The following is a 15,432-nucleotide window of genomic DNA, read 5'->3' as shown; positions in this document are numbered from 1 at the left end:
GGTGATAACCCGATGGTTCGCGTGGAGTCGATTAGCAAAAGTTTCGGAAAGATTGAAGTACTCAAGGGTATCGACTTCCGAGTCTCGGCAGGTGAAGTTGTTTGCCTGATTGGACCGTCCGGGTCAGGAAAAAGCACGCTTTTGTATTGTCTCAACCATTTAGAAAAACCGGATAGTGGATGCATATGGATTGACGATTCCGTTGTCGGTTATGACGTTCGTGGAACGAAGTTGCATGAACGCAAGAACTCGGCAATCTGTCGTAGCCGAGCCGATATTGGAATGGTTTTTCAGCATTTCAATCTATTTCCTCATATGACTGTGCTTGAAAACCTTATCGAAGCACCTTGTCAGGTATTGAAAATCGAAAAGGAAATCGCGGTCGAACGAGCCATGAGGCTCTTGGGTCGAGTTGGTCTGACGGAAAAGGCATCGGCTTATCCTCGCCAGCTCTCAGGTGGGCAACAGCAGAGGGTTGCAATAGCGCGGGCGCTATGCATGGAGCCGAAGTTGATGCTGTTCGACGAGCCGACATCGGCACTCGACCCTGAATTGGTGGGGGAAGTCTTGGCGGCAATGAAAGATCTGGCCCAGTCAGGAATGACCATGGTAATTGTCACGCACGAGATGAATTTTGCACGGGATGTGGCAGATCGCGTCGTTTTTATGTCTGATGGTTACATCGTCGAACAGGGGCCCGCTCGGGAAGTAATTACCAATCCCAAGGAAGACAGAACCAAGGCATTCTTGGCATCGGTTTTATAAGCGGTGCGACCTCGAGTCAATCCGCTCCATCACCCGATTTCAATGCCGATCTTCGCCTTGACCGCCTTTATTGCTGTGTCTTGAAAAGTCCATTCGTCGACTTTCTTAGGACGTTATCATATGACTCGTCGACCCCCTCAATTGAATCTAAGTACCCTCAGGTATGAGCATTCCGGCGAAGCGATTGATGTATACAGGCTGCTTGGCATCGCTGTGTGAATCAGTCCATCACAATCTTGTGAATTTCGTGACCGCGTGCCTATGTGCATGTTCTTCGCTACTTTCGAGGCGTGTGGCCCGACAATCGCGCTAGAAGTAGTGATGAATCGCGAATGCGACGTAGACGAGTCCCGTCTCTGTTCGGCAAACAGGTGAAATCTTTGGTTCAAACGCTGTTCGGAGCTTCGGCGGTGTAGTCGCAAGCGGGGAAGGCATGCGCCCGCAGACTGTCTTCGCTACCCGGGTTGTAGTTCGTGCCGCCGGTTCCCGATCGCGCTGTCGAGTCCCGTCGCGGTTTCTCAAACGGTCGATGGTGCAGGTCGCGACTCGATGGATTTGTGGCACGGGTAGGCCGTCGCTGTTCGATAGCCGTAGGTTCTATTTCGGTGCCGACTGTCGCTAATTCTGGACACCGGATGACTTCGTGAGAAGTCGATCTGCATCTGGGATTAACACCGGTCGAGCAGATCTAGGGGTACTCAAACGTGCCGTGACGGCGGCCTCGAGAAACTGAGGATTGTCGGTGGCTCCCTAAATTTGGTGCAATAAAGATCGACAGAGACGTGGCTAGTTTTGTGTGATTGTCGCTGATTTATGCTGGGTATCAATATATTTGACATTCATTCGCGGAGTGCTCGTGTTCGGGATGTCGGCTCGGTGGTGTCCCCAGGTGATAGTGCGCCATACCTTTTCGAGTGGGCCGTGGGAATGTTGTTTCAACCACCATGTGGAGAAGATCCACTGGGCTGTAAGGATCGCTGCGCACAATCCCATCGCGTGTGTCCATGTGGAGGCGGTTGCGGTGTCCAGCCCTAGCAGTGGTCGCAGTGGCATCAGCAGCCATATTGCGGCAGTGGCGCCGAGGTAGTTGGTCAGAGCCATTCGGCGTGAAGGTGCAATGGTTCGCACGAGTGGTGGCATCGAACGGAACCTCTGGCGCGCGCCGGGTCCACGCCGAACTCAACCTTGGACACTGTATTGCTGTGACGCACTGCTGTACCAAATGTTTGATGAGAACAGCTGGGGTGAAAGGACTTCCGGAAAAAGCGTGTGCGTTCCAAGCATCAGACCCGACCGCGAGCGATCTTGTGGACCGTCAATTCACCCGCGACGAGCCGAACGAGCCTTGAGTCACGGACATCGCGGAACATCCGACGCGTGAAGGTACGGCTAACTGCGCCGTTATCTCGGATACGTTTTCGAGGCGGGTCACCGGGTGGTCGATTTGACAGTTCTCAAACGGCGGCGTTGGTAACTAATGCTCTGGGAATGGCCATTCGAATCGGGGCCCTACGCCCGGCACATTGATTTCATTCCGACCACGGAGTGCAATTCACATCGTGGGCGTTCATCCGCCGGGGCCCACGACTCGGGACTGGTCCCGTCGATGGGGGCCAGGTGTTGCAACCACTGTTAGAACTCGTCTGTTAGAACTCGTCTGGGTCCAACCGAACCCACCGCATCTCGACAATGGATCGTGGGAGTTTACCCAGTCGCAAAGTTGAATCAGCTACTGGTCCCTAATATTTGAACGCGCAGCGAACACTGGATGAACGTGCAGCACGGTAGCCCTTTCTTCCGAAGGTAACCGTTAAGGCCGCTTTCGAACGACGGCGGCCGATGGCGCGAGGCGCCACTCTGATAGTGGGGTTTCACAATTGATTTCTACAAGCATGCCCCGGTCGTGACTATGTCAAGACGCTTGGCCAAGCTCTTGTCCAAATGTGCAACGGTACTGATCAGGTGTGTTCGTAAGGCCGATCTAGCTTGTGCCGGTTGGTGAGTGACGCAGGCCCGCAGCATACGATCATGTTCGTCGCGTCGAAGCGTGAGTTGATCTCCGTCCTGTTCACTCGCTATCCGGTAGCGCTCGCTATTGAACCAAGTCAATTCAATAGACCGCAACATCCACGGCGACCCCGCCGCACGGTAAACCGCATAGTGGAAGTCCTTGTGCGCAATCCGCGCTCCGGAAACGTCACCTGCTTCCAGAGCAAGTCGTTGTCTTTCGAGCGCCTCAATCGCCACGGCTTCGTCTGCGGCATCGAAGTTTTCCGCCGCTCTACTGCAGAGGATGCCTTCGAGTGTGATCCTCGTCCGGTAAGTATCGATGAGATCATCAGCGGAAATTTCCCGGACCTTGGCACCTTTGTGGGGTGTAATCTCGATCACTCCGATGGCTTCGAGCTGCCTCAAGGCTTCACGAATGGGCATCATGCTCATTCCAAGCTTGTCCGACAACTCTTGCAGCCGAAGCGGAGCGCCGGGCGGGATATCACCGGAGAAGATGGCCTCAAGGATTGCGTTGTACGCTTGTTCGAGGGTGGTCGTGCGCTTCGGTTTTGGCACTCCGGTTGCCGTCATCGGTAACTCCCATTCAATAATTCGCCGGCGTTCGGAACGTACCGTGTGAGTCCAAGTTCTCGAAGTAGCTGATATGTGGTTGCCACGGGAGCCGACACTACCGGTTTACCGATGCGATCCTGTACAACTTGTATCGCTGCGAACGATTACATCGGGACGCACGCCGACAAACCACTACATCAGCATCAGTGATCGAGTTTGTCCACGATATCGACGAGTGCCATGGGCTCGCGAGAACCGCCTTCGAGGTTGCTTGGGATCTCCGGTGCGGTGAAGCCGCCAAACTCGAACCCTTCGTCCGAATATACTCGTCTACCTTCTCAGTGAGTGGCCTCATCTACGCTCGCAATGAGCGCAACCTTCTTCGCTCCGAGAACTCGTACACCATCGGCCAGAGCACCTGCATTTGTGACTACCGGCGCTGCCCCGTCGTTGTCGATCGTGATCTGTGTATACGCTTTTCGGACGTGCGATAGTAGGCAGATCCGCGGGTCAGGATGGCGACCAGACACGTGTGCCCGGGAACGTCCACGCGGTTCGGGTAGCTCGATTGCACAGCGATCCGACCCATCATCGATCGACTTGAGCTGTACTGTGGTCACCTCTTTCAACCGCATTCGAGACGAGTGAAGTGTGAACCGCTCGGGTTCGACGTCTCCCGAGAGCGGAACATTACCGGGACCTCTGTCTCCATCGTGATGGTGGACTCGGGACGATCTGACCCGATTCGGTGGACCCGATTCTATATGTTCATGCTCAGATCGTCTTCACGAGATTGGACAGCGTGCGTGCTGATTTGTCGATGGAAGCGGCTACTACGTCATCAGGTTTCAGAAACGTGGGGCAGCGTCATCGCTACGCCATCTCCTTGCGGAGATCCTGTGGCAATGACGTCGCCTGGTTCAAGGGTTAGCCCGGAGCTTTTGTCGGCGATGAGCTGTGAAACCTTGAAGAGAATGTGCCTGCAAGATCTACCGCAATCCCGGGCAGGTGATGCGCACGCGGTGGGAGAAGGCGTCACCGGCGGCGCGGGCGCGTGGGCATGCCGGTAATCACCGCCTGCATCATCGGCGGGAGCAGTCGGGTGTGACCTATCGAGGGCCTGGATCTGAGACTTCTCATCGACACAGCGCGCGATCGTCTTCTCGGGTGGATCGTGTTATAAGCCAACAACATCGACCATTCTCTCGACGAACAGCGGGTCGGTAGACAGTTTGAACGAGTCCTGCGGGTGCGATTTGAGATCGAACTTGCGTCGTATCCGGCCGATCGTCGATTTCGAGAGAACGGTCTTCTCGGCCATCGACGTCCGGGACCAGTGGGTGTCCTTGCCGGGCTTCGATTCCAAGGTCGCGATGATCACGTCCTCCACCTGATCGAGCAGGATTGACGGCGGCCGACCTGACTGGGGCTCGTCGACCTGTCTGCCGAGTCGGTGTGTAATGAAATGTTGCCGCCACCGGTTCACCGGTCGACTCGTCGACCCCGAGGTCGGCTGCCGCCAGCTTTTTCGTTCCACCTACGGCACAACACAGTATGATCTTTGTCCGCATCGCAAAATACTGAGCGAGTTCGCTCTCCGTGCCCATGAGGTCAGCTGCGTTCGATCGTCCTCGCTAAACACCAAGTCTGCCTTCGGGCGCCCGCTTCGCCCGGCATCGTCGAGTCGTTCGAGTCGTTCGAGGCGAACTATCGCAGCCATGTTGCTACCGTCGCCACCGCGAGATCGAGTTCGCGTGCAACACCTGCATTCGACGCACCTTCGGCGCAGACGAACACGATGCGGGCCCGCTCCGCCTGCCGCCGACCACCCGATTTGACTCTGTGTGTCAGCTCGGCACGTTCAGTCACGGACAACGTGATTTCAACAGCCGAAGGTCCACGACGCGAAATGAACCGATAGTAAAATAACTAGCCTAATTCTTGGTGCCGGATACAAACGGGGAACGCAGCGCTCGAATCGCTGCGATGCCTGGTGAGCTCACAACCCGCTGTCGGCGCCATGCGGCGGCACTCGCCGAACGAATTCGTGTGCCGTCGAAATCACGGTGGGTCGCTTCTCGCTGTCTCAATCAACGGAGGTCTCCTAATTTCTGTAGAAGCCAATGAGGCCCTCGACAACGCTTGATGGCATCGAAGATCGGCCTCTGCAAGACTTAGCTGGTCAAGCGGACTTTTGTCATCATCCTGCCGAGTCCAGGCGGAGCGGGGAACTGCCGAGTGGGTCCGCTGGTTCAAAGCGGAGCGATTGCATTCGTCGATCGACTACAACACGCGCCACCGTGACCAGCGCCGCCTCGGTCCGCGAGTTGGCCTGAACGGAATCTCCACGCGATCCAGGGCAGTTTTACGTCGCCGTTGCGCCAACTGAATATTGTCGCGGAAGATCACAGAATGATGTTGTGAATGTTCGCGACGTGCTGGATCTTGCTCAAACGCGAGAAGATCTGTCCAGCTTTCGATCGAGGAAGACCAGGCCAGCGGCGAGAATCAGGATCAGACCTCGGATGAGGTTGGACCACGCGGTGTCGACGTTCATCAGGATCAAGCCGTTGGCCAGAACACCAAGGAACAGGATGCCCAGACCAACCCGCGCGAGCGAGCCTCGCCCGCCCTCGAATGCAACGCCTCCGAGGAGCACCGCGGTAAGGACGTCAACCTCGTATCCGATCCCGAGTGATTCGGCAGGGGTGCTGCCCAGACGGCTGGCGAACATGACCCCGGCCAGACCCGCGGCGGCGCCGAGGCAGGCAAAGATCAGGAATCCGCCGCGCCGGATGCCGACACCCGACAAGAAGGCCGCGCGCTTATTAATGCCAGTGGCGTACACGTGCCGGCCGAAGGGTGTCCAGTTGAGGATGAACCAACCGACGGAGAAGACCAGGAGGGCGATGATGACCAGATACGGGATGCCTACTAGGCGCGACTGTGCGATATCGGTAAACCCTTGGGGGAAGCCGAAGATCGGGTCGGGGCCGATGGCCAGTGCCAGACCTCTTCCGGCGGTGAGGGTTCCGAGGGTGACGATGATGGTGGAGAATCCAAGCACAGCGATCAGGAACCCGTTGAGCGCGCCGATGGCGGTACCGACCAGGATCGCGACAAGCACGGCCACCGGCCACGGCACGTTGGCGACCATCAGCTGTCCAGCCACCACGGCGCTCACCGCAAGTGTTGAACCCACCGATAGGTCGAGATATCCGCTGATGATTACGTAGGTCAGCGGAACCGCAATCACGGCCAACGGCGCGACCTGGATCAGAATGTCGGTGAGGTTGTTGCTGGTCAAGAAGTTCGGTGCGGCGATGGTGAAATACGCCGCGAGTCCAATCAATGCCAGCAGGTTGATGTTCTCCACGAGCAGCCGGACCCAGCGGTTTCGCGATGACGTGATGGTGCCATTACTCGTCGAAGTGGGCGTTTTGAGGGTTGTTGAGGTCATGAAATATTCCTACGAGGACGAGGTGGGTAGAGACTCGCCCATATGGGCGAGCGAGAGTAGTTCGCTTTCGAAGTCGACGGTCCGCTCGACGATTCCCACCGGGCTTCCGCGATGTAGCACGAGTACGCGATCGGCAAGCTCGGCCAACTCCTCGGTTTCCGACGCCGCGACAAGTACCGCGTGACCAGTCTGTTGCGCGAATCGTCTTATCTCCCGATAGATCTCAGAGCGGGCGCCAATATCAACACCCTGAGTCGGTTCATCGAGAAGTAACACACGGGTTTGCGAGAGGCCGTTGAGCCACCGTCCCAGCATCAGTTTCTGCTGATTTCCGCCGGAGAACCCGGCGGCGGATAGGTCGGCCAGCGGCGGGTAGAGCGACATTCGGATGGTACATTCGTCGAATATCTTGCTTTCGAGTCCTTTTCGGCGGACAAAATGCCTACGCGCGGCCTTGTGGACTACGGAGATGAGAACGTTGTCGCGTGCAGACAGGTGTGAAAATAACCCTTTGTTCGTTCGATCAGAGGTCACCAGTCCTAACCCAGCTTTGATGGCGGCTCTGGGGGAAATAGGATGGTATCGGTTACCGCCGAGGGTGATTCGACCTGTGGTTGGTCCTAGGCCGAACAACCCTTCGAGAAATTCGGTGCGTCCGGCGCCGAGCAGGCCGAACAACCCAAGTACCTCGCCCTCGTGAAGGGTCAGGTGAAGTGGACCGACCCCGCCGACTATCGCGTCATCGAGTTGTAGCAGCGGAGTCGTGCACGGCGCGGGTTCCACCTCAGCCGATGAATGCGAGGGCGCGATCTCTGCTACGAGCGCGGCGCGGTCGAACTCGGCGATCGAGCCTTCACACACCAAGACCCCATCCCGCAGAATGGTTACTGAATTTGCAACACGCAGTACGTCATCGAGCAGATGACTGATGAAGATGATGCCCAAACCGGTTTTGGCCAGCGCTTCGACGCGCTGGAGCAGTTGTTCAGTTTCGGCGATGCTTAGCGCGGCCGTGGGTTCATCGAGGATGAGCAGACTCGGTGCGTGCAACAACGCCTTCGCGATTTCGACAACCTGACGCTGGCCCGCACTGAGCTGACCGACAATCGCATCGGGGTCCACATTGAGATCGAATGCCTCGATCAGGTCCATCGTCCGGGCCCGCTGACCCTTTTTATCGATCCTGATGCCGCGCTTGAGCTCGGCACCGAGAAAGATGTTGTCGCTCACAGAGAGTGAATCAGCGAGACTGAAATGCTGGTAGATGACCGCAATTCCCAGCTCGCGTGCCTGCGTGGGCGTCAGAGAGCTGACTGTCTTGCCAGCCACTGTGATCTGACCCGAGTCGGGCACCACGGCGCCGCCGAGCATCCCGATCAGTGTCGATTTTCCCGAGCCGTTCGGGCCGAGCAGCGCTCGCACCTCGCCAGCGTCGACCGAGAGGTCAACGCTGGCGAGGGCCTGCACACCGGCGTAGGACTTTGTCAGACTGGTGAGGCGGGCAACAGTGCGGGTCACCGGAAGCCCTTCATCAGTTCGTCGATCGCCGTGGCGTTACCAGCTTCGACGAGGCGCGGTTGCACCGTAACCGTCATTGGCTCCTTGCCGTCCATGCAGTTCGCCATCACATCGACAACCGCCTTGGAGACCTCTACGACGGGCAACGCGGCGCTGGCCTTGAGGTACGAGTTCGGATCCTTGAGCACCTCGAGACCCTGCTCGGACCCATCCTGCCCGATAACGAAGACCGACTTGGGGTCGATGCCGGCGTTCCTCATGGCTTGCGCGGCACCCAGGGCGCCGTCGTCGTTAAATGCCACCACTACACGTACGTTCGGATGTGCCTTCAAGACTGATTCGGTCACGGTCAGGCCACTCGCCTGGTCCACGGCGTCCTGCACTGCGACAATATTTGCCTTGGTATTGGCCTTGATCGACTCGATCGGGATGCCCGTTCTAGGTGCGAAGTTGCGGTCGGCGGAGTTGGTCAATACCAGGACCTCCGTCTGGGGCGCATTGGCCGTGATCCATTCGATGGTCCGATCGGCGACCATTGTCCCGCTTTGGGCAGGATCAAGGCCGACGAATCCGTCCGAGCCCTCCATCTCGGCGCCATAAGTGGTCCAGCAGATGCCCTTTGCCTGCGCCTGCGATTGCAATGGCGCAAAGGAACCGGGGTCGATGGGCAGCACGTTGATCGCGGCGATTCCCTGAGTGACCCACGACTGTACGCTGTTGAATTGCTTTTCCAGCTTGAGTTGCGAATTGTCGGTGAGGACCTGCAGACCGGCTTCTTTGCCGAGCAGTGTGACCTGTGCCTGCTGAGCAGTGACGTAGGGGACCTGAGTGGCGGGGTGACTGAAGCCGACGGTGCGGTCCTTACTTGCGGAGTCGTTGCTGCTGCACCCGGCGGCAACTAGGCAGGCTCCACCCACAACGACGGTTAAATTTCGTAGTGTCTTGCGCATGATGACCTTTCAGGAGATCTGCTGAGCTACCCATCGCCCGAGTGGCGACCGGCAAATGGGTGCTGCGGCGTTGGGCGGAGGGTTACGAGGCGGCCGGCGGGCGGGTCCGCAGGGTGATCGACTTGAGGTGAGTGTAGAGATTGAGGGTTTCGGCGGCGTTCTCGCTGCCGTGGCCGCTCGACTTGAAACCGCCGATCGGTGAACCGTCAACGAGGTTGAAGTACTTGTTTATCCACACCGATCCGGCTTCGAGGCGATCGGCGGTCTCGAGCGCATTGCCGATATTGGAGGTGTAGATACCAGCTGCAAGTCCGTAAACGGTGCCGTTGGCTTCCTCGATCATGGTGTCGGAATCGCTCCAGCGCAGGACCGAGAGCACCGGCCCGAAAATCTCTTCCTGAGCGATCCGCATGGAGTTGTCCACCTCGAAGATGGTCGGCTCAATGAAGTAACCGTGCTCATGACCCGCGACGGTCACCCGGTTACCGCCGGTCAGTAGCTTGGCGCCTTCGTGGTGACCCGCGTCGATGTATTCGAGGACGCGCTCTCCCTGGCGTTCGGACACCAATGCGCTGACGGAAGTATTGGAGTCGAGCGGATCGCCCAGGGTGAGGCTTTCGAACTTCTCAACCAGCTTCGCGACGAAAATGTCGTAGATCGAGTCGTGCACAAACAGGCGGGTTCCGGCCAGGCACGACTGGCCGTTGCAGTAGGTGGCGGCGAAGGTGGCGTCTGCGATCACCGCGTCCATATCGTCGATATCGGGGAAGACAATGTTGGGGCTCTTGCCGCCGAGTTCGAGGGTTACCGGGATGAGACGTTCACCAGCAGCAACACCGACGAGGCGGCCCACTTCGGGGCTGCCGGTGAAAGCGAGCTTGGCAACATCGGGATGCGCGAGGATGGCGGCACCTACCTCTTCGCCGAACCCGGGGACGACGTTGACAACGCCAGCCGGGAAGATCGAGGCGATGTGGGTGCATAGTTCCAGGGTTGAGAGAGAGGCATTCTCATCGGGTTTGAGCACGACGGTGTTGCCAGCGGCCAGCGCCGGGGCAAGCTTGTGCGCGACCATGATCGCCGGAACATTCCACGGGATGATCTGACCGATCACACCGAGGGCCTCTCGTTTGGCGATGGCGATACCATCCTCGATCGACCGGTTCCAGCCACTGTGCGTCAGTGCGGCGCCACCGAAGAAGCGATATTCACTTAGAGCGATGCGGTGGTCGATCTCGGTCTCACCGACGCGTCGTCCGATGTCTGTGGCGTCGATTGCGGCCAGCCGCGCAATGTCAGACTCGATGGCATCTGCAAGCTGATGCAGCATGGCCGAGCGTACTTCCGGTGAGGTACGCGACCAGGTGGCGAAGGCATCCTTGGCAGCGGCAACTGCCTGGTCGACATGCTCGGGCGTCGACCGAACGATATCGGCGAGATGTTCGCCGGTGGTCGCGTGCACGGCCGGGAACACCTCGGCGTCGTCAGCGGCGATGAACTCGCCGTTGATGAAGGGAGCGTAGCGCTCGCGCAATCCTGCGGTACTGGGAGAAATATTTGTGGTCATCGGGTGTTCCTTAAAAGATCGTGGTGTCTAGGTGACGCGACAGTCGGGGAATGGTCAGTGTTCGGTGGCCCACTGCACCAGGCGCGAGCACAGTGCGCCCTCGCGTTCGGCGAGGTCGTCGAGGATGTCGTAGTGGTTGCGCGGGAGTTCCAGGTACTGCGCCGGTAGCCCAGCCCCCGTCAGTGCGTTCGCGTAATCAACGCTCTGACGGCAGAACTCGGCAGTCTCATAGGAGCCGTGGGTGACGAGAACCGGCGGCATCGTCGCCGGGATGTTCAGAATCGGGCTCAGGTCTTGGGTTTCTTGCCCGGTGAATTGCAGGTGGGGTGCGACAAAGGTGAAGGGCAGGGGCCGAAGGTCAAAGAGTCCGCTGATCGCGATCGCGCCGGCAACCGCTTTTTCGGGCAGCCCGTAGTACGACCAGTCCGTTTCCATCACCGAGGCTGCCGCGTGGCCGCCCGCGGAATGCCCAACAACGTAGATGCGCGTAGGGTCGATTCCCAGATCGGCAGCGTTGCGGTGCAGATGAGCCACCAAAGCCCTGTGCTGCCGGACGATTTCGGTCATCGATACGTTCGGGCAGAGCTCGTAATCTTCGACGGCCACCGCGAAACCGGCGGTGGAAAGTCCGTCGGCGACAAAGCTGAAGTCGCTCTTGGAGCCGAGATACCAGAAGCCACCGTGAATAAACACCATTACCGGTGCGGCAACGGCGGGGGCCGGCTCGGATTCAAAGAAGTCGAAGGTTTCAGCGACGGTGGGGCCGTAGCTTATCTCTCGGTACACCAACCGATTTCGCGTCGCTGCGCTGCGCTGCGCATAGCTGAGCAGATATCCGTCGAAGTCATCGACGGAACGATCGATGGCGTACTCGACATTGAGCTCGTCGTAGGTGGAGAACTCGTGATAGAACATGCGTTTCACCGTGGGATCCTTCCCGGTGGAGCCGTCGGAGCAAAGCAGGAGGGGTCAGAACGTCAGGACCGGTTTGATGGTCTTTCCGGTCTTCGCGTCCTCGCACGCCTGGTTAATCTGCTCGAACGGGTACGTTTTGATCAGTCGGTCGAAGGGAAATCGGCCTTGACGGTGCAGCTCGATCAGAGCCGGGATGAAGAGTTCGGGCACGCTGTCGCCTTCGCAAATCCCACGCAATGAGCGGCCGAAGACCAAGTTGTTCATATTAATTGGGGCCGTGGTGCCGGTGGGCGATGCACCAATGACTCCGCATACCCCGGTGATGGTGAGGATATCGACGGCCTGTGCCAATACCTCCGGACGTCCGGTGGTTTCGATAGAGTAGTTGAAACCATGCGTGGTCGCACCTGCGAGTAGCTCGGCTGCGTCAGTGCGGGTGGCCAAAACTGTTGCGGTGGCACCAAGTTCAGTGGCCAGTTCGAGTCGTTCGGGGGAGAGATCGACTGCGACGATTGAAGTCGCGCCGGCCACTCGGGCAGCCATCACAGCGCTCAACCCCACCGCGCCGGCACCGAAGACGGCGATGCTCGATCCGGCCTCGACGCTGAGTGAGTTGAGAACCGCGCCGGCGCCGGTCTGAATCCCACAGCCGAGCGGTCCGACTAGCTCAAGGGCTATATCGTCGGCAACGGGGACCACATTGCGCTCGTAACACAGCGCGTGCTGGGCAAATGACGACTGTCCGAAGAAATGGCCGGAGATCGCGGTGTCGCCGTCGGTCAGCGAGGTGGTCCCGTCGCCCTGGCGGCCGCTGAAGTTCCAGTCGTAGTAGCTCAGGCAGTACGAGGGCAGACCCCGCAAACAATTGGTGCAGTCGCCGCAGGAGGCAAAACCGATGACCACACGATCACCGGCCTTGACGCGCGTGACGCCCGGCCCCACAGATTGGACGATGCCAGAACCCTCGTGGCCGAAGACGGCGGGGAATTCGACCGGATAATATTGCTCCTGCATCACCACATCGGTGTGGCACACTCCCACCGCGGCGATTTTGACGACAACCTCGCCGGCTCCCGGTTCACGCAGCGTGAGCTCGCGAAGAGTAAAGGGTGCGCCCTTGGCATCGACAACCGCGGCGGTCGTTCGGATGGACATCGGCAACTCCTTGGTCGAAAGCGTCGAATGTAAGTGACTTTCAGCGGTCCGAGGTGACGCTGATTGGGCGCTCTCAGATCTCTTGGCGGCCATCGGCCTCGGCGTATGCCTCCTCGACGTAGAGATCGAGCGAGTGCATGACCGGGAAATCGTTGAAGGAGAACAGGAAAGCGTCCTCGGAGTTACTGGTGTTGACATGCTCATGCCAGGCCCAGGACGGGACGCAGAAGATGTCGTGTTCGTTCCAGTCGAAGCGTCGACCGTTGATGAGGGAGTACCCGCTGCCCTGCGCCACATGGTAAATCACCGAACCGGTATGACGGTGTGCCAGCGTGTGCTGTTGAGCCTTGAGGAGCTGCATATGGGCGCCCATCGTCGGCATCACAGACCCACCGGTCATCGGGTTGATGTACTCCATGATGATGCCGTCGTAGGGGGTGCCGTCACTCACCTTGGCCTGGGCGGTCAACGCATCGCGCGTCTGCTCCCATGGGTAGGCGAGCAGCGGGGAATAGCGGCGTGACCAGGTCTTGTCGACCGGCCGCAGGATTCCAGATCCGTACCTGTGCAGCGAGGTGTTGACCACTGCGCCGGGCTGTTGGTGCAAGTCGCTGTGGACCTCGTAGAAGTTGGCGTCCAAGGTGTTTATCAGAGGGATGTCAAGGCCGTCCTGCCAGATGACCGGGTTGTCAGAGGCGCCGTTGCCGTGTTCATGCCATGTGCCGCTGGGGGTGATGGCAAAGTCGTTCGGGCCGACTTCGAGCCGGTCTCCGTCCACAATCGTCCATGCGCCGGTGCCTTCGATGACAAATCGAAGCGCTGCGGCCGCATGCCGGTGCGCGGTCATGGACTCGCCCGGGTTCATGATCTGCAGGCCTGTGTACAGAAGACCCGCTGCCGCGCTGAGTTCACGACGGCCTGAGTTGACCAGCATGATGACTCTGCGTCCGGCGTCGTCGGCAGTCACCAGCTCGGCGGCACGTTCGAGATGAGGGCGTAGCTTCTGGTACTGCCACAGCATCGGCACCGACTTCGGCTGCGGATACCAAGGTTCGATCTCGTTGGCCACCGTCCACAGTGCACCCGCATCGAGTTCTTCCAGCTCGGCGTAGAACGCCTGCAGGGCTTGATTTTCGGTGTCGTTAACGCGGGAGCGGCCGATTACGTCTTCACGCACAGGGATTCCTCTCAAGGATCAAGTCGAGTGACCTGGCTAACAATCAGGATCACGGTAGCTCAGTATTTGATCAAATGCTAGATGTAATTTGGAGCTTCGCGGCGTAGGTAGCCGAAGCTTCGTAGAGAAATGTGATGAAAATCCATTTGAAATGCCATTTCTCCGGAGTGCTGGAAGTCCGTATGTGGCGTGGAAGTGGATCACGACCTTGCTTCCGCCTAAAAGATTTGATCAAATAAGGGCACTGGGTGTGGCCCGATACGCGCTGCATCTGGCGCAAGTTGCGCGCCGGAACCACTCGCTTAACCTCATGAAAGGACTGTTGAGTTGACCCGATACCCGCAGTTCCGGGCAGCTGCCGTACAGGCAGCCCCGGAGTTCCTCGATACGCCTGCGACCGTGTCGAAGGCATGTCGACTCATTGCCGAAGCCGGTGCGCAGGGTGCCGAACTTATCGCGTTTCCAGAAGTCTTCATCTCGGCATATCCCTATTGGAACTGGACGATGACGCCGGTGGAAGGCAGTGAATGGTTCAAGAAACTGTTCTTGTCCGCCATCGACATCCCGGGGCCTGAGGTCGACGCGCTGTGCGCGGCTGCCCGGTCGGCCGGGGCCAACGTCGTGATCGGCGTCAATGAACGCGATCGGTATTCCATGGGCACTCTCTATAATTCTGTACTGTTCATCAGCGATGAGGGTGAACTGCTGGGCGTGCATCGCAAACTCGTTCCCACCTGGGCTGAGAAGCTGACCTGGGGCGGCGGCGATGGCAGCTCGCTGCGGGTGTATGACACCTCCGTCGGGCGTCTGGGCGCTTTAGCCTGTGGTGAGAACACAAATACTCTGGCGCGCTTTGCGTTACTCGCCCAGGGCGAGCAGGTGCACGTTGCCAATTACATCGCACTTCCGGTGGCACCGGCAGATTACGACATGGTCGAGGCAATCAAGACCCGTGCGGCCGCCCACAGCTTCGAGGGCAAGGTGTTCACCGTCGTCGCGTGTGCGGCGATCACCGACGACATCATCTCGGCCGTCGCACACAACGATGCCTCCCGGGCTTTGCTGGAGCGCCAGCACTGCGCATTCAGCGGCATTTTCGGTCCGGACGGGCGGCTGATATCCGAGCCCCTGATTGATGACGAGGGCATCGTCTACGCCGACATTGATCTTTCGGCGTCGATCCAGCCGAAACAGATGCACGACATCATCGGTCACTACAACAGGTTCGACATATTCGAGTTGACCATCAATCGTAAGCAGCAAACTGGCCTGGTGTTCGGGGATGCCTCCACACGCCAGCCTGCCTTCACCCCGGCGGATCCGGCGAACTCGGCCGAACTCCTTTAACCCACCAGTTCAT

14 protein-coding genes are annotated in these 15,432 nt (G+C 58.8%); 2 read left to right on the top strand and 12 right to left on the bottom strand.

Features of this window, described 5'->3' with window-relative positions; genetic code table 11:
* Window positions 1-12 precede the first annotated feature (12 nt).
* The gene (locus tag ACWF6P_RS22225; protein WP_452622621.1) at window positions 13-765 is read left to right on the top strand and encodes an amino acid ABC transporter ATP-binding protein; all 753 of its coding nucleotides are present in this window, start codon (window positions 13-15) and stop codon (window positions 763-765) included.
* Between the two features lie 786 nt (window positions 766-1,551).
* Here ACWF6P_RS22225 and ACWF6P_RS22220 read toward each other — a convergent pair.
* From ACWF6P_RS22220 to ACWF6P_RS22165, 12 genes are all read right to left on the bottom strand, one after another.
* Window positions 1,552-1,905, bottom strand: a complete 354-nt coding sequence (locus tag ACWF6P_RS22220; protein ID WP_452622489.1) for a DUF418 domain-containing protein — start codon at window positions 1,903-1,905, stop codon at window positions 1,552-1,554.
* A 744-nt stretch (window positions 1,906-2,649) separates the two neighbouring features.
* The gene (locus ACWF6P_RS22215) at window positions 2,650-3,348 is read right to left on the bottom strand and encodes a GntR family transcriptional regulator (RefSeq protein WP_452622488.1); all 699 of its coding nucleotides are present in this window, start codon (window positions 3,346-3,348) and stop codon (window positions 2,650-2,652) included.
* Between the two features lie 823 nt (window positions 3,349-4,171).
* Window positions 4,172-4,369 (bottom strand): fumarylacetoacetate hydrolase family protein, encoded by a 198-nt coding sequence (locus tag ACWF6P_RS22210; RefSeq protein ID WP_452622487.1) that lies wholly within the window; start codon window positions 4,367-4,369, stop codon window positions 4,172-4,174.
* A 138-nt stretch (window positions 4,370-4,507) separates the two neighbouring features.
* Window positions 4,508-4,816 carry a helix-turn-helix domain-containing protein gene (locus ACWF6P_RS22205; RefSeq protein ID WP_452622486.1) on the bottom strand — a complete coding sequence of 103 codons (309 nt, stop codon included), beginning with the start codon at window positions 4,814-4,816 and terminating at the stop codon, window positions 4,508-4,510.
* Between the two features lie 221 nt (window positions 4,817-5,037).
* Window positions 5,038-5,199: a hypothetical protein gene (locus ACWF6P_RS22200; protein ID WP_452622485.1), complete on the bottom strand. Its 162-nt coding sequence runs from the start codon at window positions 5,197-5,199 to the stop codon at window positions 5,038-5,040.
* Between the two features lie 580 nt (window positions 5,200-5,779).
* Window positions 5,780-6,790 carry an ABC transporter permease gene (locus ACWF6P_RS22195; RefSeq protein ID WP_452622484.1) on the bottom strand — a complete coding sequence of 337 codons (1,011 nt, stop codon included), beginning with the start codon at window positions 6,788-6,790 and terminating at the stop codon, window positions 5,780-5,782.
* A 9-nt stretch (window positions 6,791-6,799) separates the two neighbouring features.
* Complete coding sequence (locus tag ACWF6P_RS22190; protein ID WP_452622483.1) at window positions 6,800-8,308, bottom strand: sugar ABC transporter ATP-binding protein; 1,509 nt, start codon at window positions 8,306-8,308, stop codon at window positions 6,800-6,802.
* Complete coding sequence (locus ACWF6P_RS22185; RefSeq protein ID WP_452622482.1) at window positions 8,305-9,258, bottom strand: sugar ABC transporter substrate-binding protein; 954 nt, start codon at window positions 9,256-9,258, stop codon at window positions 8,305-8,307. The genes ACWF6P_RS22190 and ACWF6P_RS22185 overlap by 4 nt, the downstream gene beginning before the upstream one ends.
* A gap of 82 nt (window positions 9,259-9,340) precedes the next feature.
* Window positions 9,341-10,825 carry an aldehyde dehydrogenase family protein gene (locus tag ACWF6P_RS22180; RefSeq protein WP_452622481.1) on the bottom strand — a complete coding sequence of 495 codons (1,485 nt, stop codon included), beginning with the start codon at window positions 10,823-10,825 and terminating at the stop codon, window positions 9,341-9,343.
* Between the two features lie 54 nt (window positions 10,826-10,879).
* Entirely contained in the window at window positions 10,880-11,740 is an 861-nt protein-coding gene (locus ACWF6P_RS22175) for an alpha/beta hydrolase (protein WP_452622620.1), read from the bottom strand.
* Window positions 11,741-11,794: 54 nt separating this feature from the next.
* Window positions 11,795-12,895 (bottom strand): NAD(P)-dependent alcohol dehydrogenase, encoded by a 1,101-nt coding sequence (locus ACWF6P_RS22170; protein WP_452622480.1) that lies wholly within the window; start codon window positions 12,893-12,895, stop codon window positions 11,795-11,797.
* Between the two features lie 73 nt (window positions 12,896-12,968).
* A complete protein-coding gene (locus ACWF6P_RS22165; RefSeq protein WP_452622479.1) occupies window positions 12,969-14,072 on the bottom strand; it encodes a cupin domain-containing protein in 1,104 nt (367 codons plus the stop codon).
* A 327-nt stretch (window positions 14,073-14,399) separates the two neighbouring features.
* On the opposite strand from ACWF6P_RS22165, the gene ACWF6P_RS22160 reads away from it, so the two are divergent.
* Entirely contained in the window at window positions 14,400-15,419 is a 1,020-nt protein-coding gene (locus ACWF6P_RS22160; protein WP_452622478.1) for a carbon-nitrogen hydrolase family protein, read from the top strand.
* The last annotated feature ends 13 nt before the right edge of the window (window positions 15,420-15,432 follow it).

The organism is Rhodococcus sp. NPDC055024 (assembly GCF_053608585.1).
Note: the sequence above shows the minus strand (reverse complement) of the source record. Positions and strands in the feature narration are given on the sequence as shown.